The 26366-nt window shown below is 69.4% G+C and carries 20 protein-coding genes; 9 read left to right on the top strand and 11 right to left on the bottom strand.

Features of this window, described 5'->3' with window-relative positions:
- Positions 1-37 precede the first annotated feature (37 nt).
- Both Ssi02_RS07205 and treS read left to right on the top strand, forming a co-directional pair.
- Entirely contained in the window at positions 38-1717 is a 1680-nt protein-coding gene (locus Ssi02_RS07205) for an asparagine synthase-related protein (protein WP_239128665.1), read from the top strand.
- Between the two features lie 338 nt (positions 1718-2055).
- Positions 2056-3747: a maltose alpha-D-glucosyltransferase gene (gene treS / locus Ssi02_RS07200; protein WP_204022444.1), complete on the top strand. Its 1692-nt coding sequence runs from the start codon at positions 2056-2058 to the stop codon at positions 3745-3747.
- 54 nt (positions 3748-3801) lie between these two features.
- Here the strand turns inward: treS and Ssi02_RS07195 are convergent, their stop codons facing one another.
- Genes Ssi02_RS07195 through Ssi02_RS07185 form a run of 3 tightly spaced genes read right to left on the bottom strand, consistent with a single transcriptional unit; the run spans position 3802 to position 7574 of the window.
- Entirely contained in the window at positions 3802-6258 is a 2457-nt protein-coding gene (locus tag Ssi02_RS07195; protein ID WP_204022441.1) for an ABC transporter permease, read from the bottom strand.
- Positions 6259-6262: 4 nt separating this feature from the next.
- On the bottom strand, positions 6263-7009 hold the full coding sequence (locus tag Ssi02_RS07190; RefSeq protein WP_204022437.1) for an ABC transporter ATP-binding protein: 747 nt from the start codon (positions 7007-7009) through the stop codon (positions 6263-6265).
- Positions 7010-7061: 52 nt separating this feature from the next.
- Positions 7062-7574 (bottom strand): PadR family transcriptional regulator, encoded by a 513-nt coding sequence (locus tag Ssi02_RS07185; RefSeq protein ID WP_239128664.1) that lies wholly within the window; start codon positions 7572-7574, stop codon positions 7062-7064.
- A 123-nt stretch (positions 7575-7697) separates the two neighbouring features.
- Between Ssi02_RS07185 and Ssi02_RS07180 the strand changes: the two genes are divergently transcribed.
- The 5 genes from Ssi02_RS07180 to Ssi02_RS07160 all read left to right on the top strand — a co-directional run bounded on the left by Ssi02_RS07180 (position 7698) and on the right by Ssi02_RS07160 (position 13498).
- Positions 7698-8966 (top strand): ABC transporter substrate-binding protein, encoded by a 1269-nt coding sequence (locus Ssi02_RS07180; protein WP_204022431.1) that lies wholly within the window; start codon positions 7698-7700, stop codon positions 8964-8966.
- Positions 8967-9049: 83 nt separating this feature from the next.
- The gene (locus tag Ssi02_RS07175; RefSeq protein WP_204022429.1) at positions 9050-10372 is read left to right on the top strand and encodes an ABC transporter substrate-binding protein; all 1323 of its coding nucleotides are present in this window, start codon (positions 9050-9052) and stop codon (positions 10370-10372) included.
- Between the two features lie 134 nt (positions 10373-10506).
- Complete coding sequence (locus Ssi02_RS07170) at positions 10507-11721, top strand: carbohydrate ABC transporter permease (protein WP_204022537.1); 1215 nt, start codon at positions 10507-10509, stop codon at positions 11719-11721.
- On the top strand, positions 11718-12617 hold the full coding sequence (locus Ssi02_RS07165) for a carbohydrate ABC transporter permease (protein ID WP_204022427.1): 900 nt from the start codon (positions 11718-11720) through the stop codon (positions 12615-12617). Before Ssi02_RS07170 ends, Ssi02_RS07165 begins: the two co-directional genes overlap by 4 nt.
- A gap of 203 nt (positions 12618-12820) precedes the next feature.
- Positions 12821-13498, top strand: a complete 678-nt coding sequence (locus tag Ssi02_RS07160) for a uracil-DNA glycosylase (protein ID WP_204022425.1) — start codon at positions 12821-12823, stop codon at positions 13496-13498.
- Positions 13499-13588: 90 nt separating this feature from the next.
- Here the strand turns inward: Ssi02_RS07160 and Ssi02_RS07155 are convergent, their stop codons facing one another.
- Together Ssi02_RS07155 and Ssi02_RS07150 are read right to left on the bottom strand one after the other, a co-directional pair.
- Entirely contained in the window at positions 13589-14377 is a 789-nt protein-coding gene (locus Ssi02_RS07155) for an SAM-dependent methyltransferase (protein WP_204022423.1), read from the bottom strand.
- 342 nt (positions 14378-14719) lie between these two features.
- Positions 14720-16120, bottom strand: coding sequence for a cryptochrome/photolyase family protein (locus tag Ssi02_RS07150; protein WP_204022421.1), 1401 nt, complete (start codon positions 16118-16120; stop codon positions 14720-14722).
- Between the two features lie 69 nt (positions 16121-16189).
- On the opposite strand from Ssi02_RS07150, the gene Ssi02_RS07145 reads away from it, so the two are divergent.
- Together Ssi02_RS07145 and Ssi02_RS07140 are read left to right on the top strand one after the other, a co-directional pair.
- The gene (locus Ssi02_RS07145; RefSeq protein ID WP_204022419.1) at positions 16190-17212 is read left to right on the top strand and encodes a MerR family transcriptional regulator; all 1023 of its coding nucleotides are present in this window, start codon (positions 16190-16192) and stop codon (positions 17210-17212) included.
- A 185-nt stretch (positions 17213-17397) separates the two neighbouring features.
- On the top strand, positions 17398-17916 hold the full coding sequence (locus tag Ssi02_RS07140; RefSeq protein WP_204022417.1) for an RNA polymerase sigma factor: 519 nt from the start codon (positions 17398-17400) through the stop codon (positions 17914-17916).
- 123 nt (positions 17917-18039) lie between these two features.
- Here Ssi02_RS07140 and treZ read toward each other — a convergent pair whose 3' ends face one another.
- The 6 genes from treZ to Ssi02_RS07110 form a co-directional block, all read right to left on the bottom strand.
- Entirely contained in the window at positions 18040-19767 is a 1728-nt protein-coding gene (gene treZ / locus Ssi02_RS07135; protein WP_204022414.1) for a malto-oligosyltrehalose trehalohydrolase, read from the bottom strand.
- Positions 19745-22039: a malto-oligosyltrehalose synthase gene (gene treY / locus Ssi02_RS07130; RefSeq protein WP_239128663.1), complete on the bottom strand. Its 2295-nt coding sequence runs from the start codon at positions 22037-22039 to the stop codon at positions 19745-19747. The genes treZ and treY overlap by 23 nt, the downstream gene beginning before the upstream one ends.
- The gene (gene glgX / locus Ssi02_RS07125) at positions 22032-24137 is read right to left on the bottom strand and encodes a glycogen debranching protein GlgX (protein ID WP_204022411.1); all 2106 of its coding nucleotides are present in this window, start codon (positions 24135-24137) and stop codon (positions 22032-22034) included. The genes treY and glgX overlap by 8 nt, the downstream gene beginning before the upstream one ends.
- 119 nt (positions 24138-24256) lie before the next feature.
- The gene (locus Ssi02_RS07120; RefSeq protein WP_239128662.1) at positions 24257-24892 is read right to left on the bottom strand and encodes a DUF305 domain-containing protein; all 636 of its coding nucleotides are present in this window, start codon (positions 24890-24892) and stop codon (positions 24257-24259) included.
- Between the two features lie 64 nt (positions 24893-24956).
- Positions 24957-25436, bottom strand: coding sequence for a hypothetical protein (locus tag Ssi02_RS07115; RefSeq protein WP_204022408.1), 480 nt, complete (start codon positions 25434-25436; stop codon positions 24957-24959).
- A 267-nt stretch (positions 25437-25703) separates the two neighbouring features.
- Entirely contained in the window at positions 25704-26267 is a 564-nt protein-coding gene (locus tag Ssi02_RS07110; protein ID WP_204022405.1) for a hypothetical protein, read from the bottom strand.
- Between the last annotated feature and the right edge of the window lie 99 nt (positions 26268-26366).

Below are 26366 nucleotides of genomic sequence, written 5' to 3'. Positions count from 1 at the left end.
TACCCTTTGACCATTCACGAAATAGAGGAGTTGCACCGTGGGCGACGCGGCGGGCAGGGCTGAGTGGCCGTCTCATCCGGTACGGCCATATGTGTGTGGTGCCCTCGGCGACTTCGACCCCGAGAGGGTCGACATGCTGCTCGACGCCGGCCCCCGGGTGCGCCCGGCGTTGAAGACCTCGGTGGCCACCCTGTTCAGCTCGGGCCCGCTCCCGCCGTACCACCGCGAGGGGCGCATGTACGCCTTCGCCTGGGGCGAGCGCTCACCCCGGGAGCTCACGAGCTGGATCTCGGCCGCGGAGACCTATGAGACGCCCGGGCTGATCGACGACGGCGAGCAGATCACCCTGCACGCGGGCGGCCTCGGCCTGGTGGACGTCTTCTTCGTGCGGGAGGGCGACGCGGTCTACTTCTCCTCGCTGCTCGCCCCCCTCCTGCGCCTGGCCTCCGGTCCGCTGTCGGTCGACTGGGGCGCGTGGGCCTCGATCATCCAGGTCACCTTCCCCCTCGGCGAGGCCACGCCGTACACCAGTGTGCGCCGCCTTTCGGGGTCGAGCGCGCTCGTCTACGGCCGCAAGAGCGGCAGGATGACCGCCGAGCGGAGGCTGCCGCGCTGGCTCCGCACCGAGCCCTTCGAGGCGGGCCGGAGCGCCGGCGAGATCGTGGAGCTGCTGCACGAGGTCTACAAGGGCTTCGAGGACCGGCCGCTGCTGGTGCCGGTCAGCGGGGGTTACGACTCGCGCCTGCTGTGCTCGATCGCGGTGGCCCGCGGCGCCGACATCGAGTCGTGGACGACCAGTCCCGACGACGGCACCGACACCGACATCGCCTTCGCTCGCGCGATCACCCGCGAACTCGGGGTACGGCACCGCGTGGTCGAGCAGAACCCCGCCGACCATCCGGCCGACGTGCTCGCGGTGGCGCGGCGGCTGGAGTTCCTGACCCCGCACCACGCTTGGTACGCCCCCTTCGCCAGGGAGATCCACAAGTCGGGCCGCACGTTGATCGACGGCCTGGCCGGCGGTCCGCTGCTGAAGAACTTCATGGTCAGCGGTGACGCCATCCACGCCTCCTCCGAGGCGGAGCGCCAGGCGGCCCTGCTCTCATCCCTCTCGCTGGGCGCTCCTTCGGTCCCGTTCCTGTCCGAGGAGGCCTCGGCATGGATCGCGGGCGAGGTGCGCTCGGCGTTCGCCGAGGCGACGTCCATGCTGCGCGGTCACCGCGCCCAGCTGCCGCTGTCGGTGCTGCACACACGCACGGCCCGCGCCATCGCGCGTTCCCCGGTGAACCTCGTGGGGCCGGAGTCGTCGTTCATCGCGCCCTTCATCGACCCCGGCTTCTTCGACGCGGCCCTGTCGGTGGGCGTCGGCCGCAAGGACAAGGGCCGCTTCTACCGCGAGGTCCTGCACGCCGCGAACCCCCGGGTGGCGGCGCTGCCTTCGACCAACGTGGTCAAACAGCCGCTGCGCCGGGTCCCGCTGCGGTCGAGCGCCGCGCCCGCCCGCGCGCACGACCACCGCATGCTGACCCGGATCGCGGAGTCGGTGCCGGACCTGCTCTCCGATCACCTCCGGGGTGTCGTGGCCGAGGGTCCCGACGCGCTCACGAGGTTCACCGGCTGGAATGATCGATTCTGGGTGCGCGGTTTGGCGCTGTTTGGGGCCTGGCTGCACGATAAGGAGAATTCGCTGGGCGATCTGACGCCGCCCTGGCGCTGACGCACGGGACACGCCCAAGGTCTCTTCGGGACGTCGGCCCCTCATTTCCAGTGGAAGAACATCTGGTAACAGGGCTATTACGTGCACGTAGCACCAAGATCGCTCCCTGCGGCTGCGCGGCACTCACATAACACACTTCATCAGGCTCAACCTGCTGGTAGTGTTCGGCCCAGCAACGCCGCCGACAGTCCGTCTTCGCGGACCCCGATCCGACCCCGGACGGGCACGGAGCACGTAAGGGATGACGTCTCCGAGGCGGCGAGCTCATAACGAATCTCCACCGGCCCGGCAAACCGGTGATCTCGTTCTGCCCTTATCTAACTTGTGAGCGAACCATGATGAGTGCATCCCCCTGCCCGGATCCTGTCTCGGAGGCATTCGTCTCCGAGGATCCGCAGTGGTATAAGCGGGCTGTGTTCTACGAGGTGCTGGTCCGGGGGTTCAAGGACTCCAACGGGGACGGCACCGGTGACCTGCGCGGCCTCATAGAGAAGCTGGACTACACCGAGTGGCTCGGTGTGGACTGCCTCTGGCTGCTTCCGCTTTACGAGTCGCCTCTCCGCGACGGCGGCTACGACATTTCTGATTACATGAAGATTCTCCCGGATTTTGGCGATCTGGCGGACTTCGTGGAGTTGGTTGAGTCCGCTCACAAACGCGGCATCCGAATCATCACCGACCTGGTCATGAACCACACGAGTGACCAGCATCCCTGGTTCCAGGCCTCGCGACACGATCCTTCGGGGCCCTACGGCGACTTCTACGTCTGGTCCGACGACCCCACCGGGTATCCGGACGCACCGATCATTTTCATCGGCGCTGAAGACTCCAACTGGACATACGATCCGGTTCGCGGTCAGTACTACTGGCACAGGTTCTTTCACCACCAGCCAGATCTCAACTATGACAATCCAGCCGTTCAAGAAGCGATGCTGGAAGTCCTGCGTTTCTGGCTCGACCTCGGCATCGACGGTTTCCGCCTCGACGCGGTCCCCTACCTGTTCGAGCGCGAGGGTACCAACTGCTCCGGCCTGCCCGAGACCCATGCCTACCTGCGCAAGGTCCGCGCCGAGGTCGACCGCCTCTACCCCGACCGGGTGCTGCTCGCCGAGGCCAACGGCTGGCCCGAGGACGTCGTCGAATACTTCGGCGATCCCCTCGCGGGAGGTGACGAATGCCACATGTCCTTCCACTTCCCGCTGATGCCCCGCATCTTCATGGCCGTACGGCGAGGCAGTCGCGAGCCGATCTCCGAGATCATGTCGCGCACCCCCAAGCTTCCCGACAACGCTCAGTGGGGCATCTTCCTCCGTAACCACGACGAGCTGACCCTGGAGACGGTCACCGAAGAGGAGCGGGACTACATGCACGCCGAATACGCCAAGGACCCGCGCATGCGGGCCTACCTCGGCATCCGGCGCCGCCTGGCCCCCCTCCTCGAAAACGACCGCGACCAGATCGAGCTGTTCACCGCGCTGCTCCTGTCGCTGCCGGGCTCTCCGGTCATGTACTACGGCGACGAGATCGGCATGGGCGACAACATCTGGCTGGAGGACCGCGACGCGGTCCGCACCCCGATGCAGTGGAGCCCCGACCGCAACGCGGGGTTCTCCAAGGCCGACCCCGGCCGCCTCTACCTGCCGACCGTCATGGATCCGATCTACGGCTACCAGGCGGTCAACGTCGAGGCCCAGCTCAAGAGCGAGTCGTCGCTGCTGCACTTCACCCGGCGCATGTTGCAGATCCGCCGGCAGCACCCCGTCTTCGGCACCGGCTCCTACATCGAGCTGTGGTCGGACAACCCGGCCGTGCTCACCTACGTGCGCGAAGAGGGCGACGACCGCATGCTCTGCGTCAACAACCTCTCGAAGTATCCCCAGCCTGTGGAGCTCGACCTGCGGCGGTTCACCGGGGCGACCCCGGTGGAGTGCCGGGGTGAGATCCCCTTCCCGGTCATCGGCGACGCGCCCTACACGCTGACCCTGCCCGGGCACGGGTTCTACTGGTTCTCCCTGACCGACCGCCCCTAGGCCGATCAACCAGGCCGATCGAGCAGGCCGATCAAGACCGCGCGGGGCCATCCCTCACCGCGCGGTCACCGGCACTCTGGCGCGGGCGGCCCTGCGCGCCGGCAGCAGCGCCACGAGCAGCGCCGCACCCACCGCGATCGCCACCGTGGCGGCGAGGGTGAGCGGCGACGGCGTGCGCCCGATGCCGGCCCCCACCCCGCTGGTGTGGCCCTGCAGATCGATCAGCCACGCCGCGGAGAAGGCCCCGAGCAGCGTGCCCGCGAGCACGCCCACCACCACCATCAGCCCGGTCCCCGTCACCAGCGTGGCCATGACCTGCCTCGGCGTCAGCCCCATCGCCTTCAGCACCGCGAGGTCGACGGCGTGGTCGCGCAGCCCGAGCGCGCTCACCGTGAGCAGGTTGGCCAGGCCGACGAGGGCGAGCACCACGATCGACGCCACGATGATCAGCCGGATGACGGCCAGCCGCTCGGCCGGGTTGACGACGTGCAGCACCTCCAGCCTGCCGTCGCCCGCCGCCATCAGCCTGCCCCGCACGACGGCCGGATCGGCGCCCGGCTTCAGCACGAGGCTGTAGAACTCCGGCGGCTCCGCGTCCTTGACCGCCAGGCTGTCCAGCCCCACCGACAACACCTCGCCGTCGTGGTCGGGCTCGACCACCCGGCCGACGATCCGCACGATCAGCGGGGTGCCACCGACGGTGACCCGCGTCATGTCGCCGACCTTCGCCCCGAGCAGGTCGAGCATGCCCTGCCCGGCGACCGCCTCGCCGCGCGCCGCGAACGCGCGGCCCTCCACCACCGGGAACGGATAGGGGGCGCGCGAGGTGCCGAGCGCCCGGGTCACCACGGTCCTGGCCTGCCCCAGCACCAGCGCCTCGACCTCGGTGCCCGGATAGACCGCGGCCACCTGCGGGTCACTCCGCACGAGGCTCTCGGTCTCGTCCGGCGAAAGCTGGCCTTGCCGTACCTGGAGGGCGGCGGCCTGCCCCACCCGGGCGGGGTCGGCGAGGAAGGCGTCGAGGGTCGCCCAGCAGCCGAGGCCGATGACGATCAACATGGTGGGTACGGCGAGGCCGAGGGCGGTGAGCGCGGCGTGGGCCGGCCGGGTGAAGGCGTCGCGCACGCCCAGCACGAGCGCGGGCGGCAGGCGGAAGAGCAGCGCGAGGCGCGCGAGATGCGACAGGCGGCCCCGGGGCGGCGCGGCGGGCGCGGCCGGGATGGGCGGCGTGCGGCAGCCGCGCCAGGCGGGCACCCCCACCGCGATCAGCACGACGAGCGCGGCCCCGCCCGCGACCGCGGCGTTCATGGACGGCACGGGGGTGGTCTCCAGGGCGAACACCGTCACCAGGTGCCCGCTGACGGTGCCGAGCACGACGCCGAACAGGCCGAGCGCCCCGTGCTCGGCCATGAGGGTGAGGGCCACCTGGCCGCGAGTGAAGCCGAGCGACTTGAGCGTGGCGAGCTCCATCGACTGGGTGAGCACCCGCCCGCCCGCCGCGTTGGCGATGGCGAGGGCCGCGGCGACCAGGCCGACCGCGCCGAACAGGCCGAGCAGTAGCCCGAGCAGCCGGTTGTCGAGCTCCATCGACGCGCGGACGCGCTGCCAGGTGATGACCCGCCCCACCTCGTTGTCCAAGGCGATGGCCACCTGCTGGGTGAGGAGCCGGGTCGCGTCGGGGTCGGTGCCGGTCATGCGCAGGCCGACCGCGAACTCGCTGCGGCCGAGCGCGGGCTCGACCTTCTCCAGGGTCTCCGGCAGCACCCAGATCAGCCCCGGCCACTCCGGGTAGAAGCCCTGTTCCGCGGACTCGGCGACGCCGGTCACGACCAGGGAGTGCCGGGTGCCGTTCAGCGCGTTCACCACGAAGGGGGCACCCGGCGTGAGGCCGAGCGCACGGGCGAAGGACCGCTCCACCACGACGCCGTCGGGCACCCGCGCCGACAACCACCGCCCTTCGCGGACGAGCGGCCTGGCGACGGCGGGCGGCGCGGGCGTGCCGTGCCGGAGCACCGCCGCCATCCGCCGCCCGTCCCTGGTGATCGAGACCGGCGCCGTGCGGTACGGCCCCGCCACGGCGGACACGTGTTTGAGCTTGGCGAGGCGCTCCGCGTCGGGCGCGCTCGCGGTGTGGATCCACACGTGTGCCCCGCCCGACTCGGCGAACAGCCCGCGCCACGGGTTGGTGCCGTCTTCGAGCAGGGTGGCCGCCGCGATCAGCGCGGTGACGACGCCGGCGACCGCCAGGACGGCGAGGAGCGCCTGCCCCCACCGGGCGCGCAGGTCGGCCTTGACCCACCGGCGCACCGGCCCGCCGCCCACGATGTCGCCGATCCGCTCGCCTAACCCGCCCCGCGGCCTGTCCTTGCCGCTGCCCCCCGCCCCGTCCCCCACCGTGCCGTCCCCCACCGTGCCGTCCCCCACCGTGCCGTCTCCCACCGTGCCGTCCGCCGTGTCGCTCGTCGCCGTCCGGGCACAGGAGATCCACCCCGGAGGGCCCTCCTCGGCCATGCGCCTACCCTCGCAGTTCGATGACGTCGCCGGCGTTCCTGCGCGGGCCGCGCCGTGCGGCCGGGATGGGGGCGTCGTCGACGATCTGGCCGTCGAGCAGGGAGATCACGCGGTCGGCGCAGCTCGCGGCACGGTGATCGTGGGTGACCATGATGATGGTCTGCCCCTTCTTGTGCACCTGGCTGAGCAGCCGCAGGACATCGCGGGTGTTGCGGGTGTCGAGGTTGCCGGTGGGCTCGTCGGCGAGCAGCAGGCTTGGCTCGTGGGCCAGGGCCCTGGCGAGCGCCACCCGCTGCTGCTCTCCGCCGGCGAGCCGGGCCGGCGGATCGTCGGCCCGCGCGGCCAGGCCGAGCTCCCCGAGGAGGAACTCCCGCCGCTGCCTCGCCTCCCGGGGCGACGCGCCGGCCAGCAGGGCCGGCAGTTCGACGTTGTCGGCGACCGTCATGTTGCCGATCAGGTTGAAGAACTGGAAGACGAACCCGACGCCGCGCCGGCGCAGCAGCGCCCACTTGCTCTCCGACAGGGTGTCGGCCCGTTTGCCCGATATCCAGATCTCACCGCTGGTGCGCTGGTCGAGCCCGCCGAGCATGTGCACGAGTGTGGACTTGCCCGACCCCGACGGCCCCATCACCGCGACGAACTCTCCCGCCTCGACCTGCAAATCGACCCCGCGTACGGCGGGCACCGGCACATCCCCGTTCTGATAGATCTTGACCGGGTTGACGGTCTTCACCACGGGGTCTTCGCTCATGTCTACGCCTCGTTGGAGAAATGCTCAAAGGAGACAAGCGCTGATATGGAGATCATGTCAGCTCTTCGCGGCACCGCTCCAGCCAGTCAAGGTCGGCTTGCAGGTGAAGCATGGCGCCTTCGATCAGCAGGTGGGCATAGCGGTCGTCGGGCGAGGTGGTCTCGGAGAGATGGTGCAGTTCGCGCATGAGTCCGAGGAAGTGGCGCGTCTGCCTGTTGATCAGCGCGCCGCGGTCGGCGATGCCGGTCATCGGGGCGAGGACCAGCTTCATGAAGAACTCGTCGCGCAGCCGGGGGCCCTCCAGCGGGCCGTCGGCCCAGGCGATGAGCGCCTCCCGGCCTTGTTGGGTCAGGAAGTAGACCTTCTTGTTGGGACGGCTGGACTGTTCGACGGCCACAGCCCGGATCAGGCCGTCCTTCTCCAACCGGCCCAGGGTGACGTAGATCTGGCCGATGTTGGGTGAGGGATAGGCGGCACCGAAGGTTTGCTCCAATGCCTGCTTGAGCTCGTAGCCATGGGCAGGCTCCTTCGCGAGAAGAGCCAACAGCGGCAACCGCACACCCATCTCCTCTGTTACGGGAGCGTAATCACACTGTGTGTTGACGGTCACATTACCGCTATGGATAACATGCATGCATCTACCTACATACCTAACACGTATGCATCAGTCAGGACAGCGGAGGATTCCATGCCTCGCCTCGCGGTAGTGGTGACAGCGGTGATCCTGCTGCTCGCCTCCTGCACCGCGCCGGACGAGGAGGACTTACCCGAGCTGAGCGACGCCGGCGGCGTCGGCCCGTTCACGTTCGCGACGGGACGCGACACCACCGGTTACCTTCAGCCCCTGCTCGACGCGTGGAACCGCGAACATCCCGCCGAGCGGGTCACCCTGATCGAGTTGCCCGAGGCGGCGGACGAGCAGCGGGCGCAGGTGGTGGCGAACCTCCAGGCGCGAAGCGACGAATACGACGTCATCGGTCTGGACGTGGTGTGGACGGCTGAGTTCGCCGACGCCGGCTGGATCATCCCCCTGGAGCGGGAGCTCTTTCCGCTCAACAGGTTCCTGCCGACTGTCGTGGACACCGCCGTCTACCGGGACAGGCTGTGGGCTGTGCCGTACACGAGCAATGCCGGCCTGTTGTACTACCGGAAGGACCTGCTGGAGAAAGAAGGACTCTCTCCCCCCAAAACGTGGGCTGAGCTGCGGAAGCAGGCGACCAAACTCAGTGCGAAGTATGACATCGGGGGCTATGCCGGACAGTTCCTTGCCTATGAGGGGCTCACGGTCAACTTCGCGGAAGCCGTACACTCCGCTGGCGGGCAGATCCTCAGCCCGGACGGCACGCGAGTCACCATGAACGCCGATCGGGCCGTCGCGGGCCTCGACTTCCTCGTGCGCGGTCTGCGCGAGGGGTGGATCCCGCAGGAATCCCTCTCCTACAAGGAGGAGGAATCGCGGCTCGCCTTCCAGGAGGGGCGGCTCGCGTTCGCCCGCAACTGGCTGCACGGATATGGTCCGGCCACGTTGTCGCCGGTCGCCGGGAAGTTCGCGGTGACCCGGCTGCCCGGCCTCGACGGCCCCGGATCGAGTTCGCTCGGCGGTGTCAACCTCGGCATCAGCGCATATTCGAAACGGCAGAAGTCCGCGCTGGAGTTCATCCGGTATTTCACCGGCCTGGACAACCAGCGCAGAGTGCTCACCGAGGGGTCCTTCCCCCCGGTCTGGGCCGAACTCTATGACGCACCCGACCTCATCAAACGTTTCCCCTACCTCCCCGTCTTGAAGCAGAGCCTGCTCTCGGCCACGCCGAGGCCGGCCAGCGTCGACTACAACCAGGTCAGCCTGGTGATAGCCAACGCGGTCTCGCGTGCCCTCACTCCGCCCTTCGCCGAACCGAGCAGCGACGTAGTCGCCTCTCTGAAAGCCGGGCTCAGCGAGATCACGCGTCATCGATAACGCGACATCCCGATCGGCTCTTCTCGCCCTCCTCACCGTCACCCGCCCACTCAGTGACCAGCCCTCAGGGAGGCATAGCAGTCATGCGCACATATAAGGTCCTCGCCGTCGCCACCGGACTCACCCTCGCCGCCACCGCCTGCGGCGGAGGTACGCAGCAACCCCCCGCGTCCGGCGGAGGGAGCGCCAGTCCGTCGGCCGCCGCGAAGCCGCTGACAGGGGTCAAGATCGAGGTCGCGGCCAAGTGGACGGGGCAGGAGGCGGACAACTTCCAGAAAGTGCTCGACGCCTTCGAGGCGAAGACCGGCGCCGAGGTGACCTACGCCTCCACCGGCGAGGACACGGGAGCCTACCTCGGCCCCCGCATCCAGGGCGGCAGCCCGCCGGACATCGCGATCCTGCCGCAGCCCGGCCTGGTGCAGCAGTACGCCGACCAGAAGGCGCTGAAGCCGCTCAGCGCCGAGGTGCTGGCGCAGGTGGACCAGAACTACACGCCGTACTGGAAGGAACTGGGCTCGGCCGGCGGAACGCCTTACGGCGTGCTGGTGAAGGCGGCGCACAAGTCGCTGATCTGGTATCGCGGCGCGGCCTTCGAGGACGCCGGTGTGCAGCCGCCCAAGACCTGGGACGAGCTGATCACCGCCGCCCAGACCATCGCCGACTCCGGCACCCCGCCCTTCGCGCTCTGCGGGGCCTCCGGCTGGACGCTGACCGACCTGTTCGAGAACATCTACCTGTCCACGGCGGGGCCGGAGAACTACGACAAGTTGTCCAAGCACGAGATCCCCTGGACCGACGCCACGGTCACCACCGCCCTGGAGAAGATCGCGCAGATCGCCGGGAAGAAGGACCTCATGCTCGGCGGCAACTCGGGCGCGCTCGGCACCGACTTCCCGACCTGCGTGACCCAGGTGTACGGCCAGGACAAGGCCGCCATGGTCATCGAGGCCGACTTCGTGGCCGCCTCCGCGCTGGAGGCCGGGGCGAAGGTCGGCGAGGAGGCCAAGGTCTTCCCGTTCCCCAAGGCCGGGGACACCGACCCGGTGATCCTCGGCGGCGACACCGCGGTGGCGCTGAAGGACGGCAAGGGCGCGATGGCGCTGCTTGAGTTCCTGGCCTCCAAGGAGGGCGGCGAGGTCTGGGCGAAGCTGCCCGGCTACCTGTCGCCGAACCGCAACGTCGCCGCGACCACCTACCCCGACGACCTCACCCGGCAACTCGCTCAGACGATCATCTCGGCCGGCGAAGCCGTACGTTATGACATGTCGGACCTCGCGCCCAGCGCCTTCGGCGGCACCGAGGCCAAGGGTGAGTGGAAGCTCCTGCAGGACTTCCTGCGCAACCCCGCCGACGTCAAGGGCATCCAGCGCAAGCTCGAGGCCGAGGCCGTGAAGGCGTGGAAGTGACGGGGCAGTCGGCCGACAGCACGACAACCGGTGCCGCGGCGGGCAGCCCGCCCGCCGCGCGCCCGGTGCGCCTTGGTCCCTCCCCCAGACTGGCGCTCTGGTTCTTACTCCCCGCGCTGATCCTGCTCGGGGCGATGGTGATATATCCGATCGTCTACTCGATCTTCCGCAGCCTCTTCGACACGACGGGGACCACCTTCGTCGGAGTGGATAACTACGTCGCCATATTCACTGACTCCGGCATGCTCACCACGATCAGGAACAACCTGATCTGGGTGGCCGTCGCCCCTGCGCTGGTGACGGTCGTCGGATTGATATTCGCGGTGCTCACCGAGCGGATCCGATGGGCGACCGCCTTCAAACTGGTGGTGTTCATGCCGATGGCCGTGTCGCTCATGGCCTCGGGTGTCATCTTCAGGTTCGTATACGAGCAGGACCCCGACCGGGGGGTCGCGAACGCCGTCCTCACCTCCGTGCGCGATGTCTTCGCCTCGGGTGGCGGCTTCCCCGGTGCGCGCCCTCGTGAGAACGAGCGCACGCCCGTGGTCCTCTCGCAGGGCGCCGTGGTGACACGACAACCGGTCTCGCCGGGGCAGACCGTTCTCTTGCCACTCGTAGGACTGCGCCCGGACGCGCTTCCCGCCTCCGCCGCCGCCAAGACCCCCGGTCAGGGGACACCGGGGATCCATGGCACGGTGTGGCTCGACTTCACACCCGGTGGAGGCGGGGCGGCCGACGCGGTGGACGCCGGGGAGAAGGGCCTCCCCGGCGTCACCGTGGAGGCTTTGCGCAACGGCACGGTCGCGGCGACGACCACCACAGCGGCGGACGGCACCTTCTCTTTCCCCGGGCTGACGGGGGAACATGTCGTACGGCTGCCGCAGGACAACTTCGCCGCGCCCTTCAACGGCCTGGCCTGGCTCGGCCCCGCCCTGATCACCCCGGCCATCATCGGGGCGTTCATCTGGGTGTGGGCGGGGTTCGCCATGGTGCTCATCGCCGCGGGGCTCGCCGCCATCCCGCGCGACGCGCTGGAGGCCGCCCGCATCGACGGGGCGACCGAGTGGCAGGTGTTCCGCCGGATCACCATCCCGCTGCTCTCGCCCGTCCTGCTGGTCGTGTTCGTCACAATGATCATTAACACGCTCAAGGTCTTCGACCTGGTCTTCGTCATCGCCCCCGGGTCGGTGCAACCTCAGGCCAACGTGGTCGCGCTGGAGATGTGGCGGGTGTCGTTCGGCGGCGCCGGAGACCACGGACTCGGCAGCGCTCTGGCCATCTTCCTGCTCGTGCTGGTGCTGCCGTTCATGATCCTCAACATCCGGCGGTTCAGGAGGGATCAGTCGTGAAGACGCCGACCATCGAACGCCCCGCCGGCGATCGCAGCGGGGCGATCCGGCGCGGGCCGCTCGCCCGCGTCGTAGACCGGCTGGGCAGCGGCCTCCTGCAGGTCGTGCTGATCCTCATCGGCCTGTTCTGGCTGGTGCCCACCCTCGGCCTGTTCGCCGTCTCCCTGCGCGACCAGACCGCCAACACCTCCTCCGGGTGGTGGACACTCCTCACCGAGCCCGGCCAGATCGTCCTCGACAACTACGCCGACCTGCTGGCGACCGGCTTCACCGCCTCCTTCTGGAACACGATCCTCATCACGGTGCCCTCGACGGTGCTCGTCATCGGCATCGCCGCGATGGCCGCCTACGCCTTCGCGTGGATGGAGTTCCGCGGCAGGGACGCCCTGTTCCTCGTGGTGGTCGGTCTGCTGGTGGTGCCGATCCAGATCGCGCTCATCCCCATCGCCGGGTTGTACGGCACGCTCGGCATCTTCGGCTCCATCCCGGCCGTGGTGCTCTTCCACGTCGCCTTCGGCCTGCCGTTCGCCATCTTCCTGCTGCGCAACTTCTTCGCGGGCATCCCGAGGGAGCTGCTGGAGGCTGCGCGGATGGACGGCGCCGGCGAGTGGAAGATCTTCCGGACGGTGGTCTTCCCGCTGGCGAAGCCCGCCGTGGCCTCGCTCGGCATCTTCCAGTTCCTCTGGGTGTGGAACGACCTGCTGGTCGCCCTGGTGTTCGCCAACACGGAGAACCAGCCGATGACCAAGGCGCTTCAGTCACAGATGCGGCAGTTCGAGTCCAACGTCGACATCCTCGCGCCAGGCGCGTTCCTCTCACTAATCATCCCATTGGTGCTTTTCTTCGCATTCCAGCGCTACTTCGTACAAGGCATGATGGCCGGCTCCGTCAAGTGAACAGGCTTTCCCCGGGGCCCTCGCGGGGCGGGCCCCGGGGAGTCCCATTCCCCTCTGCCGGCCGGCCTCGAATCCGCTCTCGCACCGCAGGTCGCCCTAGAGGTCGCGCTTCTCCCGATCTTGGATCGGGTGCGCCAAATAGGGGGATTCGGAACTTCGAACCAGGCAACCGTACCCAGCAAACATGGCTAAAGTTAACGACCATGTCGGGTCGTCCGTTGAACGAAGTAGTCGAACCAGGATGGGCGCAGGCTCTCGCGCCCGTCGCCGAGCGCATCGCCGAGCTAGGGGACTTCCTCCGGAAGGAGGTGGCCGAGGGAAGGCAATATCTCCCGTCGGGGCCCAACGTCCTGCGCGCGTTCAACCAGCCCTTCGACGACGTCAAAGTGCTGATCGTGGGCCAGGACCCCTATCCCACCCCCGGTCACCCGATCGGCATGAGCTTCTCCGTCGCCGCCGACGTCAGCCCGCTGCCGGGTAGCCTCCGCAACATCTACCAAGAGCTCATGGCCGACATGGGCGTGCCCAAGCCGAGCAACGGCGACCTGACCCCGTGGACCGAGCAGGGCGTGCTGCTGCTCAACCGCGTGCTCACCGTCATGCCCGGCAAGCCCGCCTCCCACCGGGGCAAGGGCTGGGAAGAGGTCACCGAGCAGGCCATCCACGCTCTCGTCGACCGCGGCAAGCCGCTCGTCGCCGTCCTGTGGGGGAAGGACGCGCGTTCCCTCAAGCCGATGCTGGGATCGGTCCCGTGCGTGGAGTCGGCCCACCCGAGCCCGCTGTCCGCGCGCTATGGCTTCTTCGGCTCACGGCCCTTCAGCCGGGCCAACGAACTCCTGCTCACGCAGGGCGGCAGCCCGGTCGACTGGGCCCTTCCTTAACCTCCCCCGCGCCTGAGCCATGGGCGATGGCCTCGACCCTGTCAACACCGCCGGCCCCCGTATCAACCGGGGGCCTCTGTGTGGTGCCCGCTATGCCGTCTCCCCGGGATGTCCCTTGCGGGCCACCCCGCCCCAGCCGAGGGGGGCGAAACTCGCCAAGGCGTCCTCGCCGATGAACTCGCCGGGGTCGAGCGGCTCGAAGTCGCCGAAGAACCGCTGGACCTCCGCCAGGGTGCGCGGATAGAGCCCGGCGCTGGCACGCGAGTAGACCCCTGCGACGGCGTCGGTGTCGTGCCCTCGCTCCTCCGAACGCGTCATGTGGCTGACGACGAGGAAACTGCCGGGGGGCATCCACTCGCGCAGGGCCGCGACCGCCGCGTAGGGGTCGGGCAGGAAGTGGAGAATGGCCACGAGCAGCACGGCCATGGGTTCGTCGGGATTGATGAGGCCCGTCTTGAGCACCTTGGCCTTGAGGTCGCCGATCTCGCGCAGGTCGGCCTCGACCATCGCGACGGTCGGCGAGCCGGCCAGCAGGGCACGGCCGTGGGTGCAGACCACCCGGTCGTAGTCGACGTAGACCGTGCGGGCCTCCGGCGCGATGCCGCGCGCCACCTCGTGCACGTTGCTCTGAGTAGGCAGCCCCGCGCCGATGTCGACGAACTGCCGGATGCCCGCCTCGGCGACCAGGTGGTGCACCGCGTTGCCGAGGAACATGCGGTTCATCCGGACGCCTTCGCGCGACTCCGGGAACACTTTGAGTATCTGCGCCGCCGCCTCGCGGTCGGCGGCGAAGTTGTCCTTGCCACCCAGCATGTAGTCGTAGACCCGTGCGACGTTGGGTGTGTGGACGTCGATCCCCCGTGGGCCGAGCTCGCTCACTGGCTCTCCTCCCCGATGGGCGAGATCGTACCCCGCAGTAGGCCTCCGACGTCGCTGTTTCCCATAAGCCTTGACGAGGAACAGAGGTAAACAAAGTCCCCAGTAGTCCTGCCAAAAGCGGGAGGCGGCCCCGGGCCATCCGCACGAATGCGGGAGCGCACAGGCCACATGAAACCGCAGGTCAGCCCGTCAGGGCGGACGGAAGTACGGCACAAGCCCCCGGCACCGCCCGGCAGGACCTTGACCGCCATCGGTCTCGGCCCCCGCTGAGAGCCTGGGGATGGCACTGCGCCCGCCGGCCACTCGATGAGCGACGGGGACGCGCGGCCGAGCCGGCTGTGGTCAGGCCGCGGGCGGGGTGGTCAGCGGCTTGGGATAGTTCTTGATCGGCGAGGGCAACTTCCACGGCTCGTGCACCGCCCTGTCCGGCAGGTGCGAAAGCTCCGGCACATATCGGCGCACGTAGTCCCCCTCCGGATCGAACCTCTTGGCCTGCCGGATGGGGTTGAGCACCCGGTTGGGGCGGGTGTCGTTGCCGGTGCCGGCCACCCACTGCCAGTTGCCGGAGTTGTTGGCGATGTCGCCGTCCAGCAGGTAGTCGAAGAAGTGCTCCACCCCCGCCCGCCAGTCGAGCCTGAGGTGCCTGACGAGGTAGGAGGCGACGATCATGCGCGCCCGGTTGTGCATCCACCCCTCGCTCTTAAGCTGGCGCATGCCCGCGTCCACGATGGGGATGCCGGTCTGCCCCTCCCGCCAGGCGTCGAGCGCGTCCTTGTCCTCCCGCCACTCCTCCTTGCGCGGCCGGTAGTCAACCCGGTTGATCTGCGGAAAGGCGAAGGTCACCTGGTGGTAGAAGTCGCGCCAGCAGAGCTGCCTGACGAAGGGCTCCCCGCCCGCCTCGGCCTCGGCCCTCGTCACGACCTCCAGCGGTGAGACGCAGCCGAAACGCAGATAGGCGCTGAGCTTGGAGGTGCGGTCACCCGCCATGTCGTCGTGGCCGTCGTCGTAGTCCGCGACGCAGAGGCGCAACCAGGTCTCCAGGCGCTCCCTGGCCGCGGTTTCACCGCCAGCCGGCACACCGCGCGAACCGCCGTGACCGTTGAGTGAGGCCTGCGAACCGTCGACCGGGCGGATCCGCATGCCGGGAAAGCTGCTGGGGATGCGTCCTGGCTCGAGCCCCGGCACGGTCACCACCCGGGCGGGCGCAGGCAGCAGGGGGCGGCGCCGGGTGGAACTCCACACCCGCCAGTAAGGCGTGAAGACTCGATAGTGGTCGCCGCCGCCGTTCGGGGTGAGCTCGCCCGGCGGCACCACGGTCACCCCGGGAAAGGTGCGGAACTCCGTGTGGATGCGCTTGCACTCGGCGGCCAGCCGTTTTTCCCGGCTGCGGGCATATTCGCTGACGTCGGCGCTGGCCCACACCGCGTCGGCGGACAACTCGCCGGCCAGCCTGACCGTCTCGGCCACGACCTCGCCCTGCCGCACGATCAGGTCGCCGCCCAGCCGGCGCAGGGAGGCGCGCAGATCGGTGAGGCAGTCCAGCAGGAAACCGCCCCGGCGGCCGGACGGCAACCCGGGCTCCACGACGAAGAAGGGCACCACCCGGCGAGCCTCCTGGCAGGCGGCGGCGAGCGCGGGGTGGTCGTGCACCCGCAGATCCCTGTTGAACAGCACAATCACCGTGTCCACACCCACGTCTTCGGCGGCGGGCGGGGAACGGTTGCATCCGGCGGCGATCGCCATGCGAAAAAGAATGCGGGGGAGGATCTCGCTCCTCCCCATGGGGGTGGCAGGCTTGCACGCGGTGGATCCATGAACGAGCGCACTCGGGAGGCCGGCGCTCCGCGGGCCTTCGCTCCGGCGGCCGCGGGGCGCCGTCCTCCCGATCCCGAGGACCCGCCGGGTTACGGCATCGGCGCCGCGGCCCGGCGAGTCGGCGTGAGCGAGTTCACGCTCCGCAACTGGGACAACCGCTATCGCGTCTCCTCCAGCAGGCGCACCACCGGGGGGCACCGCCGTTTCAGCCCGGCCGACATCCGGCTGCTAGAGGACATCGTGCGGCTGGTCAAGAGCGGCGTGCCGCCGCAGGAGGCGGCCGAGGCGATGCTGCGCGAGCACGGGCGCACGGTCCCTGGCAGGAGCGGCGCCGCTCCCGCGGCACAGGCGGCGCGCCGCGAGGTGCAGGAGCAGCCCGCGCGCATTCCCCCAAGGCAGGAGGGACCGATGGCGGTGCCGTCGGCCGAGGAGATCACCCGGGCCGCCGCGGCGCTGGACACCCCCGCCGTGACCGACGCCCTCACCGTGGCGGCGGACCTGCGCGGAGTGTCGTGGACCTGGGAGAACCTCGTGCTCCCCGTGCTGGCCGCCATCGGCGGCATGCAGGCCGACACCGGCGGGTGCATCGGCGTCGAACACATGTTCTCAGAACGGGTGGCGACGCTGCTGGCCACGAGGAGCGGGCGGCCGAGACGCCCGGCGCACCCCGGCGTGATCCTGCTCGCCTGCGCGGAGGACGAGCAGCACAGCCTCCCGATCTACGCCCTGGCCGCCGCGCTGACCTCCGAATATCACCTGGAGACCAGGATTCTGGGCGCCCGCACCCCGTGCCCGGCCCTGTCGGAGTCGATCAACACCCTGAGGCCGGCCGTGGTGTTCGTCTGGTCGCAACTGGAGTCGACCGGTGACGCCTCCCGCCTGGCCTCCCTCCCCGGCCTCCTGCCGGGTGGCCGCGTCGTCGCGGGCGGGCCGGGCTGGCGCGGACCGATGCCCGCGGGGGTGATGAAGGTGGCTTCACTGCGCACGGCCATCGCGCTTGTTACCACATTCATCGCTTGACCTGGCGCTTCTCATGACCGAACCGGCTTGCGGGCCACCCCCTCGACCGCGTATGAATAGGTTTTGAATAGGTTTCCTCGCACGGTGGGTAGCGTCGGCATCACAATCGGTGAAGACCGGTCGGCGCCGGCCGTGCCGGCACCCGCCGTTGAACGGTTCTCTCCACAGCACGAGGGAGGCTCCCGATGGAAACGCTGGAAACCCGCCTGGCAGCCGGCGACGACGACGCGCTCGGCGAGTGCTATCGCACGCACGGCCCGCTGCTCCGCACCTATCTGCGCCGGCTCGTCCCGCCCCGCGACATCGACGACGTCCTGCAGGTCGTCTTCTCCGAGGTGTGGCGCTCGCGGCACAGATTCGACCCCGCGCGCAGCCTGCCCGCCTGGCTGATCGGCATCGCGCACAACCGCGCCATCGACCACCTGCGGGTGCGCACCCTGCCGACCGTCCCGCTGGACGTCATGGCCGATCCCCCGGGCCGCGAAGGCCTCGCCGAGGGCGACGGCATCGCCGACCGCGACGAGGTGCGCCGCGCCCTCGCCACGCTGCCCGAGCCGCAGCGCGAGGCCATCGAGCTGGCCTATTACGGCGAGCTGACCCAGCGTGAGATCGCCGAGCGGCTCGACGTGCCGCTGGGCACGATCAAGGCCCGCACCGCCCGCGGCCTGCGCCGCCTGTCCACCCTGCTGAGACCCGCCGCATGAGACGCCGGGCCCGCCGCGTGGTGACATGCCCCTCCGGCGGCGTCCACGCCTCAGCGCGCCCTCAGGCCGCCGGGAGGACCCCAGTACAAGGCCCACCCGGGCTGTGCCGTACTCCCCCCGCCCTCAGGGATCGAGCAGGCGCAGCACCGCGAGGCTGCGCCCCGGCAGACGCACCCCGCCCGGCCGCACTCGCGTGTCCTCGTCGGAGGCGAGCAGCACCTGGCCCGGCGGCATCGGCACGTCGCGCGGCTCCTCGCCGAGGTTGGCCGCGACCCGCAGGGTGCCGCGCCGCATGACCAGCCAGCGCTCATCCTCGTCGAAGTCCACGGCGACCCGGTCCAGCCGCGGGTCGAAGAGCTCGGGGAATGCCTTGCGCGTGGCGATCAGGTCGCGATACCAGTTCAGATGCGCCCGGTGGAGCTCATAGTCGATCTCGCGCCAGTCGAGTTTGGACCGCAGGAAGGTGCTCTCCGCCGACGGATCGGGCGCCTTCTCCGCCCAGTCGTCGTAGCCGAAGCCGACGAATTCCCGCCGCCGCCGATCGGCCTCCCCCTCCCGCAGATGCTCCTCGACGTGGTCGGTGAAGAACAGAAAGGGTGCCGTCGCCGCCCATTCCTCCCCCATGTACAACATGGGAGTGAACGGTGAGGTCAGCAGCAGCCCGGCGGCGAGCTTCAGCGACTCGTGGTCCATGCGATCGCCTTCGGCGCGGTTGCCGATCTGGTCGTGGTTCTGCACGCAGCAGACGAACCTGTGGCCGGGCACGCGTGTCCGGTCCACCGGACGGCCGTGCCTTCGCCCGCGGAAGGACGAGTAGGTCCCGTCGTGCAGAAAGGCCGAGGTCAGGGTCTTGGCGAGGGCCGCGAGCGACCCGAAGTCGCCGTAGTAGCCGTGGTCTTCCCCGGTCACGGCGGCGTGCAGCGCATGGTGCACGTCGTCGTTCCACTGCGCGGTCAGCCCATATCCGCCGGCCTCGCGGGAGGTGACGAGCCGGGGGTCGTTCAGATCGGATTCGGCGATCAGCGTCAACGGCCTGCCGAGGGCGCCTGACAGGGTGTCGACCTCGGTGGCCAGCTCCTCCAGGAAGTGGGTGGCCCGCTTGTCCACCAGCGCGTGCACGGCGTCGAGACGCAGGCCGTCGAGGTGATAGTCGCGCAGCCACTGCGTCGCGTTGCCGATGAAATAGGCGCGCACCTCGTCCGACCACGGCCCGTCGAGGTTGACGGCGCGGCCCCAGAAGGACGCGGCGGACTCGTGGAAGTAGGGGCCGAACTCCGCGAGGAAGTTCCCCGAGGGCCCCAGGTGGTTGTAGACGACGTCCAGCAGGACCCCAAGCCCCGCGTTGTGGCAGGCGTCGGCGAAGATCTTGAGGCCGTCGGGCCCGCCGTACTCCTCGTTGACGGCCCACAGGTCGACACCGTCGTACCCCCAGTTGCGCCGCCCCGGCACCGGCGGCACCGGCATGATCTCCACCAGGTCCACCCCGAGGCGCACCAGGTGGTCGAGTTTGGTGACCGCCGCCGCGAAGGTGCCCTCGGGGGTGAAGGTGCCGATGTGCAGCTCGTAGATCACCGCTCCGCGCAGGTCGCGTCCCCGCCAGTCGTGATCGCTCCAGGTGAACCTGCCGTGGTCGTAGACGCGGCTGGGCCCGAAGATGCCGTACGGCTGGCGCCGCGTGCGCGGATCGGGCAGCGGTGGGCCGCCGTCGATCCGGAACGCGTAGTCAGTGCCGTGCCCCGCGCCCGGCACCTCGGCCCTCCACCACCCCCTCGGCCCCGCCACCATGGGGTGCCGCGCCCCACCGACCTCGACCTCGACCGACGCCGCATCAGGCGCCCATACTTCGAACATCTCTCTCCAGGACCGCGACGGGACAACGGGCGAGCAGATGAGCCATGGGGATCCGGCCGGTGTGGGCCTGGCCGGTGAGGAGGTCACGCCAGTCTCCCGGCGGCAGCGTCAGCGTCGTGGCGCCCCAGCCGCCCCGGTTGGCCAGCCGCACCGGGAGGCGGGTCGCCACCGCCACCACGTCGCCGCCGCGGGCGAAGGCGACGGCGTGCTCGGCGGCCTCACCCTCGGCGCGCAGGGGCGTGTGCGCCGCGCCCGCGGCGAGCCGCCGCCGTGCCGCGAGTGCGCTTACGGTGACCTGCAGCTTGGCGCCGTCCCACGTGATGAGGTCGGGCCCGGCGGCCATGGCGACGGCGCGGGCGGTGAAGTCGACCGGCCGCCGGTTGTCCGGATCGACCAGGGAGAAGTCGGTGAACTCGCTGCCCTGGTAGACGTCGGGCACACCGGGCATGAGGAGCTGCACGACCTTCTGGCCGAGCGAGTTGATCTGAGCGTATCGGTCGACGCGGGTGGCGAACGCCGCCACCGAGGGCCCGCACTCACCGATGGCCCGCGCCGCGAAGTCGCGCAGGGACCGCTCGTAGCGCGCGTCCGGGGTGGCCCACGAGATGGAGGTCTTGGCCTCGCGAGCCGCCTTGAGCAGATAGTCGGTGAACCTCTCCACGCTGATGGGCCAGGCCGCCATGAGGTTCTGCCAGGCCAGGTAGTCGAGTGCGGGGTCGCACCAGACCCGCTCGGCCCAGCCGGCGACGGCCTCCGCCCACTCGTGCGGCATCTCCGAGAGCACGGCGAGGCGCGCCCGCACGTCCTCCGACCGTTTGGTGTCGTGCGTCGACAACGTCGTCATCGAGGTCGGCGTCATCGACTGGCAGAACCGGTGGAACTCCTCCACCTCCAGGCAGAACTCCCCCGGCTCGCCGCCGACCTCGTTGAGGCAGCTCAACGGGTAGTAGCGGTAAAGCGCGGTGTCCTCCACCCCCTTGGCCATCACCGGCCCGCAGGTCTGCTGGAAACGCACCACCACCTCGGCCGGGCCGTCCAGCACCTGGCCGGCCACCGCCGCTACCGTCTCCGGGTCGGCCCGCTCGGCGGCGACCCGCGCGGCCTCCTCCACGATCTCGCGCGAGTGAGCCGGCACCGGCTCGCCCGGCACCGCATAAGCCCGGTAGACCGGCATGGCGACGAGCAGCTCCACCACGGCCCCGCGCAGCCGGGCGGGATCGGCGCCTAGGGCGCGGGCGAGCGCGCCGGTCAGCCGGTCGGTCTCGCCGCGCAGGAACTCGGCGATCACCTGCCGCTTGGAGTCGGCCACGATCGTGGGGTAGTCGGCCGAGGCGTGCGTCCGCCGTACGAACAGGTCGGTGAGCGGTTTCTCGCCCGCCGGGTCGACGAAGAGGCGCAACACGCGGTTGAGCGCGTCATAGCCGGTCGTGCCGTCGCACGGCCAGTCGGCGGGCAGCCGCTCGTCGCCGATGAGGATCTTCTCCGCGACCGTCCACACCCCGCCGGAGCGGCGGCGCAGCCGCTCGAAGTAACCGCGCGGGTCGGTCAGCCCGTCCGGATGGTCCACCCGCAGCCCGTGCACCAGCCCCTCGGCCACGAGGTCCAGCATGACGGCGTGGGTGGCCTCGAAGACCCGCTCGTCCTCGGCGCGCAGCCCGATCAGGGACGAGACATCGAAGAACCTGCGATATCCCGGCGGGTCGGTGAACCGCACCAGCCGATAGTGGTCGGCGGGCAGTGGGAACACGTGGTCGCCGTAGCGCAGCACGTCACCGTCGACATGGGGCTCGTTGGTGTCCGAGAGCACCGGCAGGTCGATCTTGCCGTCGCGGTATTCGACGTCGAACCAGTGCGAGTACGGCGAAGCCTCCCCGTCCTTCAGCACCGACCAGAACGCGGCGTTGGCCGACTCGGGCGGGGCGACCGTCATGTGGTTGGGCACGAGGTCGGCCACGATCCCGATGCCGCGATCGGCGAGGTGCCGCGCCATGGCACGGAAGCCGCCGGCCCCGCCGAACTCGGCGCGTATGCGGGAGTGGTCGGTCACGTCGTAGCCGTGCCGGGAGGCGGGGACCGCCTGCAGGATCGGCGACAGGTAGACGTGGCTGACGCCGAGGCCGGCGAGGTAGTCGCCCAGGGCGGCCACCTCGGCGAACCCGAAGTCCGGGGTGAGCTGGACCCGGTAGGTCGCCCTCGGCGCCCGGGCCGCGCGGCCTTCACTGCTTTCGCTCCCGTCCGGGACGGCTGCCTCGGACACGGTTTCCTCAGACACGGCGCAACACCCTCACCGAACGGCCGGCTACCGGCACACCCTCGCCCGCCTGGCAGAGCCGTGTCTCCACGATGATCGGCGCGGCGGTGTCGACCTCGGTCGACCACATGACCCCGTAGTCCTTGGGGATGGTGAACGTGATGGTCTCGTGGTGCGCGTTGAACAGCAGCAGAAACGAGTCGTCGCTGATGTGTCTCCCCCTGCGGTCGGGCTCGGTGATGGCGTCCCCGTTCAGGAACACCGCCAGCGAACGGGCATGGCCGACGTTCCAGTCGGCGTCCGTCATCTCCTCACCGGCCGGGGTCAACCATGCGATGTCACTCAGCTCATCGTGGGATCCCCGTACCGGACGGCCGTAGAAGAAGCGGCGGCGGCGGAACACCGGGTGGTCGCGGCGGAGCTTCGCCAGCCGTTTGGTGAAGTCGAGCAGCAGCCAGCTCTCCCGCGCGTCGCTCCAGTCGACCCAGCTGATCTCGTTGTCCTGGCAGTAGGCGTTGTTGTTGCCGTGCTGGGTGCGGCCGAGCTCGTCGCCGTGGAGGATCATCGGCACGCCCTGGGAGAGGAAGAGGGTCGTCAGCATGTTGCGCTTCTGCCGGTCGCGCAGCACCTCGACGGCCCCGCCCGCGGGTCCCTCCACCCCGCAGTTCCACGAGCGGTTGTCGTCGGTGCCGTCCCTGTTGTCCTCGCCGTTGGCCTCGTTGTGCTTGTGGTCGTACGACACGAGGTCCTGCAACGTGAAGCCGTCGTGGCAGGTCACGAAGTTGATCGAGGCGGCGGGGCGGCGGCTGTCGTCCTGGTAGAGGTCGCTGGAGCCGGTGAGCCGCGACCCGAACTCCGGCAGCGCGGCCGGCTGGCCCCGCCACAGGTCGCGGATGACGTCGCGGTATAGCCCGTTCCACTCGGTCCAGCGGGCGGGGAAGTTGCCCACCTGGTAGCCGCCCGGGCCCACGTCCCAGGGTTCGGCGATGAGTTTGACCTGGCTGAGCACGGGGTCCTGCTGGACGAGGTCGAAGAAGGCCGACAGGCGGTCCACCTCGTGCAGCTCCCTGGCCAGGGTGGCGGCCAGGTCGAAGCGGAAGCCGTCGACGTGCATCTCGGTGACCCAGTAGCGCAACGAGTCCATGATGAGCTGCAGCACCTGCGGCGACCGCATGAACAGGCTGTTGCCGGTGCCCGTGGTGTCCAGGTAATAGCGCCGGTCGCCGTCGACGAGGCGATAGTAGCTGGGGTTGTCGATGCCGCGCATGCTGAGGGTGGGCCCCATGTGGTTGCCCTCCGCGGTGTGGTTGTAGACCACATCCAAAATCACCTCGATGCCGGCCTCGTGCAGGGCGCGCACCATCGCCTTGAACTCCAGCACCTGCCCGCCGCGCTGCCCCGTGGAGGAGTAGGCGTTGTGCGGGGCGAAGAAGCCGATGGTGTTGTAACCCCAGTAGTTGGTCAGTCCCCTCTCCTCAAGCAGGTGATCGGTGACGAACTGGTGCACAGGCATCAGCTCGATCGCGGTGACCCCGAGCCCGGTGAGGTGGTCGATGATCTCCGGGTGGCCGAGAGCCGCGTAGGTGCCGCGGATGCGCTCGGGGATCTTGGGGTGGGCGATCGTCAGGCCGCGCACGTGGGCCTCGTAGATCACGGTGTCGTGGTAGGGCGTGCTCGGCGGCCTGTCGTGCCCCCAGCCGAAGAACGGGTTGATCACCACCGCGCGGGGCACGTAGGCCGCGGAGTCGGCGTCGTTGCGGACCTCCGGCGTGCCGAAGCGATAGCCGTACACCGCCTCGTTCCAGCGCACGTCGCCCTCGACGGCCTTGGCGTAGGGGTCGAGCAGCAGCTTGGACGGGTTGCAGCGCAGGCCGTGGGCGGGGTCGTAGGGGCCGTGCACGCGATAGCCGTACCTCTGGCCGGGGCCGACCCCCGGAAGGTAGCCATGCCAGATATATCCGTCACATTCGCTGAAGGCCACCCTGGTCTCGGCGTCGTCATCGTCGAACAGGCAGAGTTCGACCATCTGCGCAGCCTCGGAGAACAGCGCGAAATTGGTGCCCGCCCCGTCATAGGTGGCCCCCAGTGGATAGGGGTCACCCGGCCATATCTCGGTCATCTCACCGCCCCTCAGACGGTGAAGGGAATGCCCACTCTGACGAAGGACATGCCTCCCCGGACGGACTCAGTGCCGGGGCCGTACGGCGAAGCCGCCGCGTGGCCCCGGCACCGCCGGGTCTAGAGCTTCTTCAGCAGTTCGCGCATCGTGTCGATCTCGGCCTGCTGAGTGTCGACGATGGTCTTCGCCATGGCCTTGGCCTCGGCGAACGCCCCCTGCTCGACCTCCGTCCGCGCCATCGTGATCGCGCCCTCATGGTGGCGGATCATGAGCTCGGCGAACATCTTGTCGAACTTCGCCCCCTTGGCCTTCCCGAGGTCGGCCATCTCGTCGCCGGTCATCATGCCGTCCATCGTGTGCCCCTCGGGCATGGGGCCCTTGCCCCAGTCCTTCAGCCACCCGGTCAAGGTGGCGATCTCCGGGCCCTGCGCCGCCTTGATCTCCGCGGCCAGCTTCTTGATCTCGGCGTCGGCGGCTCGGGTCTCCGCCAGTTCGGACATCTCGATGGCCTGCCGGTGGTGCGGGATCATCATCTGGGCGAACATCACATCGGCGTCGTTGAACGCCGCGGCGGGCGCCGTGCCGGCCGCCGTCGCCGGCGCGGACGAGGACGCTGTGGCGCCGTGCCCGCCCGAGTGGTCCCCGGATCCGGCCGAGGTGTCCCCTCCCCCGCCGGCACATCCGGCGAGTACGGCGGAAGCCGCCGCGGCCACGGCCAGTATCCGGAACTTGGACATCGAGAAAAACGCGGACATGCGTGTAGTGCCTTTCATGGTGGTTTCTGCCGTGCTTGAAGGGATCTGCGGGGTGCAGATCGACCTAAATACGGAGAACCGAAAGGCGAGCCAGCAGTGGACGCCCCGCGAGCGGCGGCCCCCGGGCGGCGACCCAGGACACCTGGGCGGCGCCGTACGGCCTTGCCGGGGCCTGCCGCCACCCGAGCAGCACGAAGGCGGCCAGCAAGGCCACGAGGCCGGTCAGGACGGCCAGGCAGACGGCGGTGGGGTCGAGGTGGCCCGGCGCTCCGCCGCCGCGGGCGAACACGTGCGGGTTCGGCGGCCCGGAGCCGGCCGCGGTGACCGGCTCGGGGACGGATGCACTGGAGCCGTGGAGGGCGGCCGGCCCGGCCTTCGCCGGGCCCTGCGGGGGATCCGGCGAGGTCGCCCCCGCCGCACTCGATCCGTGACCGCCGGGAGGCGCCGAGGCGTGGGCGGGGCCGCATCCCTGCATGGACACGTGTCCCAGGGTGTGCATCGCCGCCACGCCGAGCGCCACGACGAGGGTCAGCAACACGGCCATGCCATGCCTGACCATCGCACTCACGTGGCCGCCCATCTCGCCTTTCCCCCGGATACCCATGCCAGGTAATGCAGCGTACCCCTGCGGGAACGGTTCCGCGCCAGATCCTCGGCCCCCCGGACCACGGCCGAAGGCCTCTTGTCACCCCCCGCCCCGCCCCGATTCGGTGCTCAGGAACCTCGTCCGGAGTGGCACCCTTTGAGCAGAAGTCCCCCCGCCCTTATCGGCGACCACACTGGCTTGCGAGCGGGCGTCCCACCCCAGGGTCTAGGAGCCGGCGCCGCTCCTGCCGCTTCCCTCGTCGAAGTCTTCATCGTCGTCCGAAAAGCCGAAACCGCCCCGAATAATTCGTCCGGTGCGGCTAATCTCGTCACCACTGCGCGTGGACACCCACACATCCTTGGGCGGCCGTTTAATCTTCCCCTTGGAGACCAATCCCTTCACCATCTTGCCGCCGTAGTACCACATGAAGGCGGTGTGCTTTCCGGCCCTGTCGCAATGCTTATCTGCTACCACACGATACGTGCCCATTTTCACCCGTAATCGCCGCACACAGTGCGCAACTACATCGTCACCCTCGTCCTCGCCGAAGTCCTCATCCCCGTCGTCTTCCTCGACATAGGGGGAAGGGACGTCCTGCCAGACCGGAGCGTCGTCGGGCTCGGCATTACGCCAGTGAACATCGGTCGCGCACGAGCTCAGCACCATTGCCGACAGAGTCGCGACCGCGCCGATCGTGATGGTGCGGGAGGAGAGGCGTCCCCCGCTCCGTTCCCGACCGGGCGACCTTTGCCTGTCGTCGACTCTCTGAGGGGCGGAGGGTAGTGCCATCGGACTCCTAGTCGCTTATACAGCCGGCTCCCAACCACGTACCGATCACTTGCAACGAATATGTTAAGAGTGCGGTTCCCCGCAGGTCAGCGCAGACGT

The organism is Sinosporangium siamense (genome assembly GCF_016863435.1).
GTDB classification, from domain to species: domain Bacteria; phylum Actinomycetota; class Actinomycetes; order Streptosporangiales; family Streptosporangiaceae; genus Sinosporangium; species Sinosporangium siamense.
Note: the sequence above shows the minus strand (reverse complement) of the source record. Positions and strands in the feature narration are given on the sequence as shown.

Bases quoted from the DNA above. Each gene is read 5' to 3' on its own strand.
- treS (WP_204022444.1), top strand. From the start codon at position 2,056: ATGAGTGCATCCCCCTGCCCGGATCCTGTCTCGGAGGCATTCGTCTCC.
- Ssi02_RS07195 (WP_204022441.1), bottom strand. From the start codon at position 6,258: ATGGCCGAGGAGGGCCCTCCGGGGTGGATCTCCTGTGCCCGGACGGCG.
- Ssi02_RS07190 (WP_204022437.1), bottom strand. From the start codon at position 7,009: ATGAGCGAAGACCCCGTGGTGAAGACCGTCAACCCGGTCAAGATCTAT.
- Ssi02_RS07185 (WP_239128664.1), bottom strand. From the start codon at position 7,574: ATGGGTGTGCGGTTGCCGCTGTTGGCTCTTCTCGCGAAGGAGCCTGCC.
- Ssi02_RS07180 (WP_204022431.1), top strand. From the start codon at position 7,698: ATGCCTCGCCTCGCGGTAGTGGTGACAGCGGTGATCCTGCTGCTCGCC.
- Ssi02_RS07175 (WP_204022429.1), top strand. From the start codon at position 9,050: ATGCGCACATATAAGGTCCTCGCCGTCGCCACCGGACTCACCCTCGCC.
- Ssi02_RS07170 (WP_204022537.1), top strand. From the start codon at position 10,507: ATGGTGATATATCCGATCGTCTACTCGATCTTCCGCAGCCTCTTCGAC.
- Ssi02_RS07160 (WP_204022425.1), top strand. From the start codon at position 12,821: ATGTCGGGTCGTCCGTTGAACGAAGTAGTCGAACCAGGATGGGCGCAG.
- Ssi02_RS07150 (WP_204022421.1), bottom strand. From the start codon at position 16,120: ATGGCGATCGCCGCCGGATGCAACCGTTCCCCGCCCGCCGCCGAAGAC.
- Ssi02_RS07145 (WP_204022419.1), top strand. From the start codon at position 16,190: ATGAACGAGCGCACTCGGGAGGCCGGCGCTCCGCGGGCCTTCGCTCCG.
- Ssi02_RS07140 (WP_204022417.1), top strand. From the start codon at position 17,398: ATGGAAACGCTGGAAACCCGCCTGGCAGCCGGCGACGACGACGCGCTC.
- treZ (WP_204022414.1), bottom strand. From the start codon at position 19,767: ATGTTCGAAGTATGGGCGCCTGATGCGGCGTCGGTCGAGGTCGAGGTC.
- glgX (WP_204022411.1), bottom strand. From the start codon at position 24,137: ATGACCGAGATATGGCCGGGTGACCCCTATCCACTGGGGGCCACCTAT.
- Ssi02_RS07120 (WP_239128662.1), bottom strand. From the start codon at position 24,892: ATGTCCGCGTTTTTCTCGATGTCCAAGTTCCGGATACTGGCCGTGGCC.
- Ssi02_RS07115 (WP_204022408.1), bottom strand. From the start codon at position 25,436: ATGGCCGTGTTGCTGACCCTCGTCGTGGCGCTCGGCGTGGCGGCGATG.
- Ssi02_RS07110 (WP_204022405.1), bottom strand. From the start codon at position 26,267: ATGGCACTACCCTCCGCCCCTCAGAGAGTCGACGACAGGCAAAGGTCG.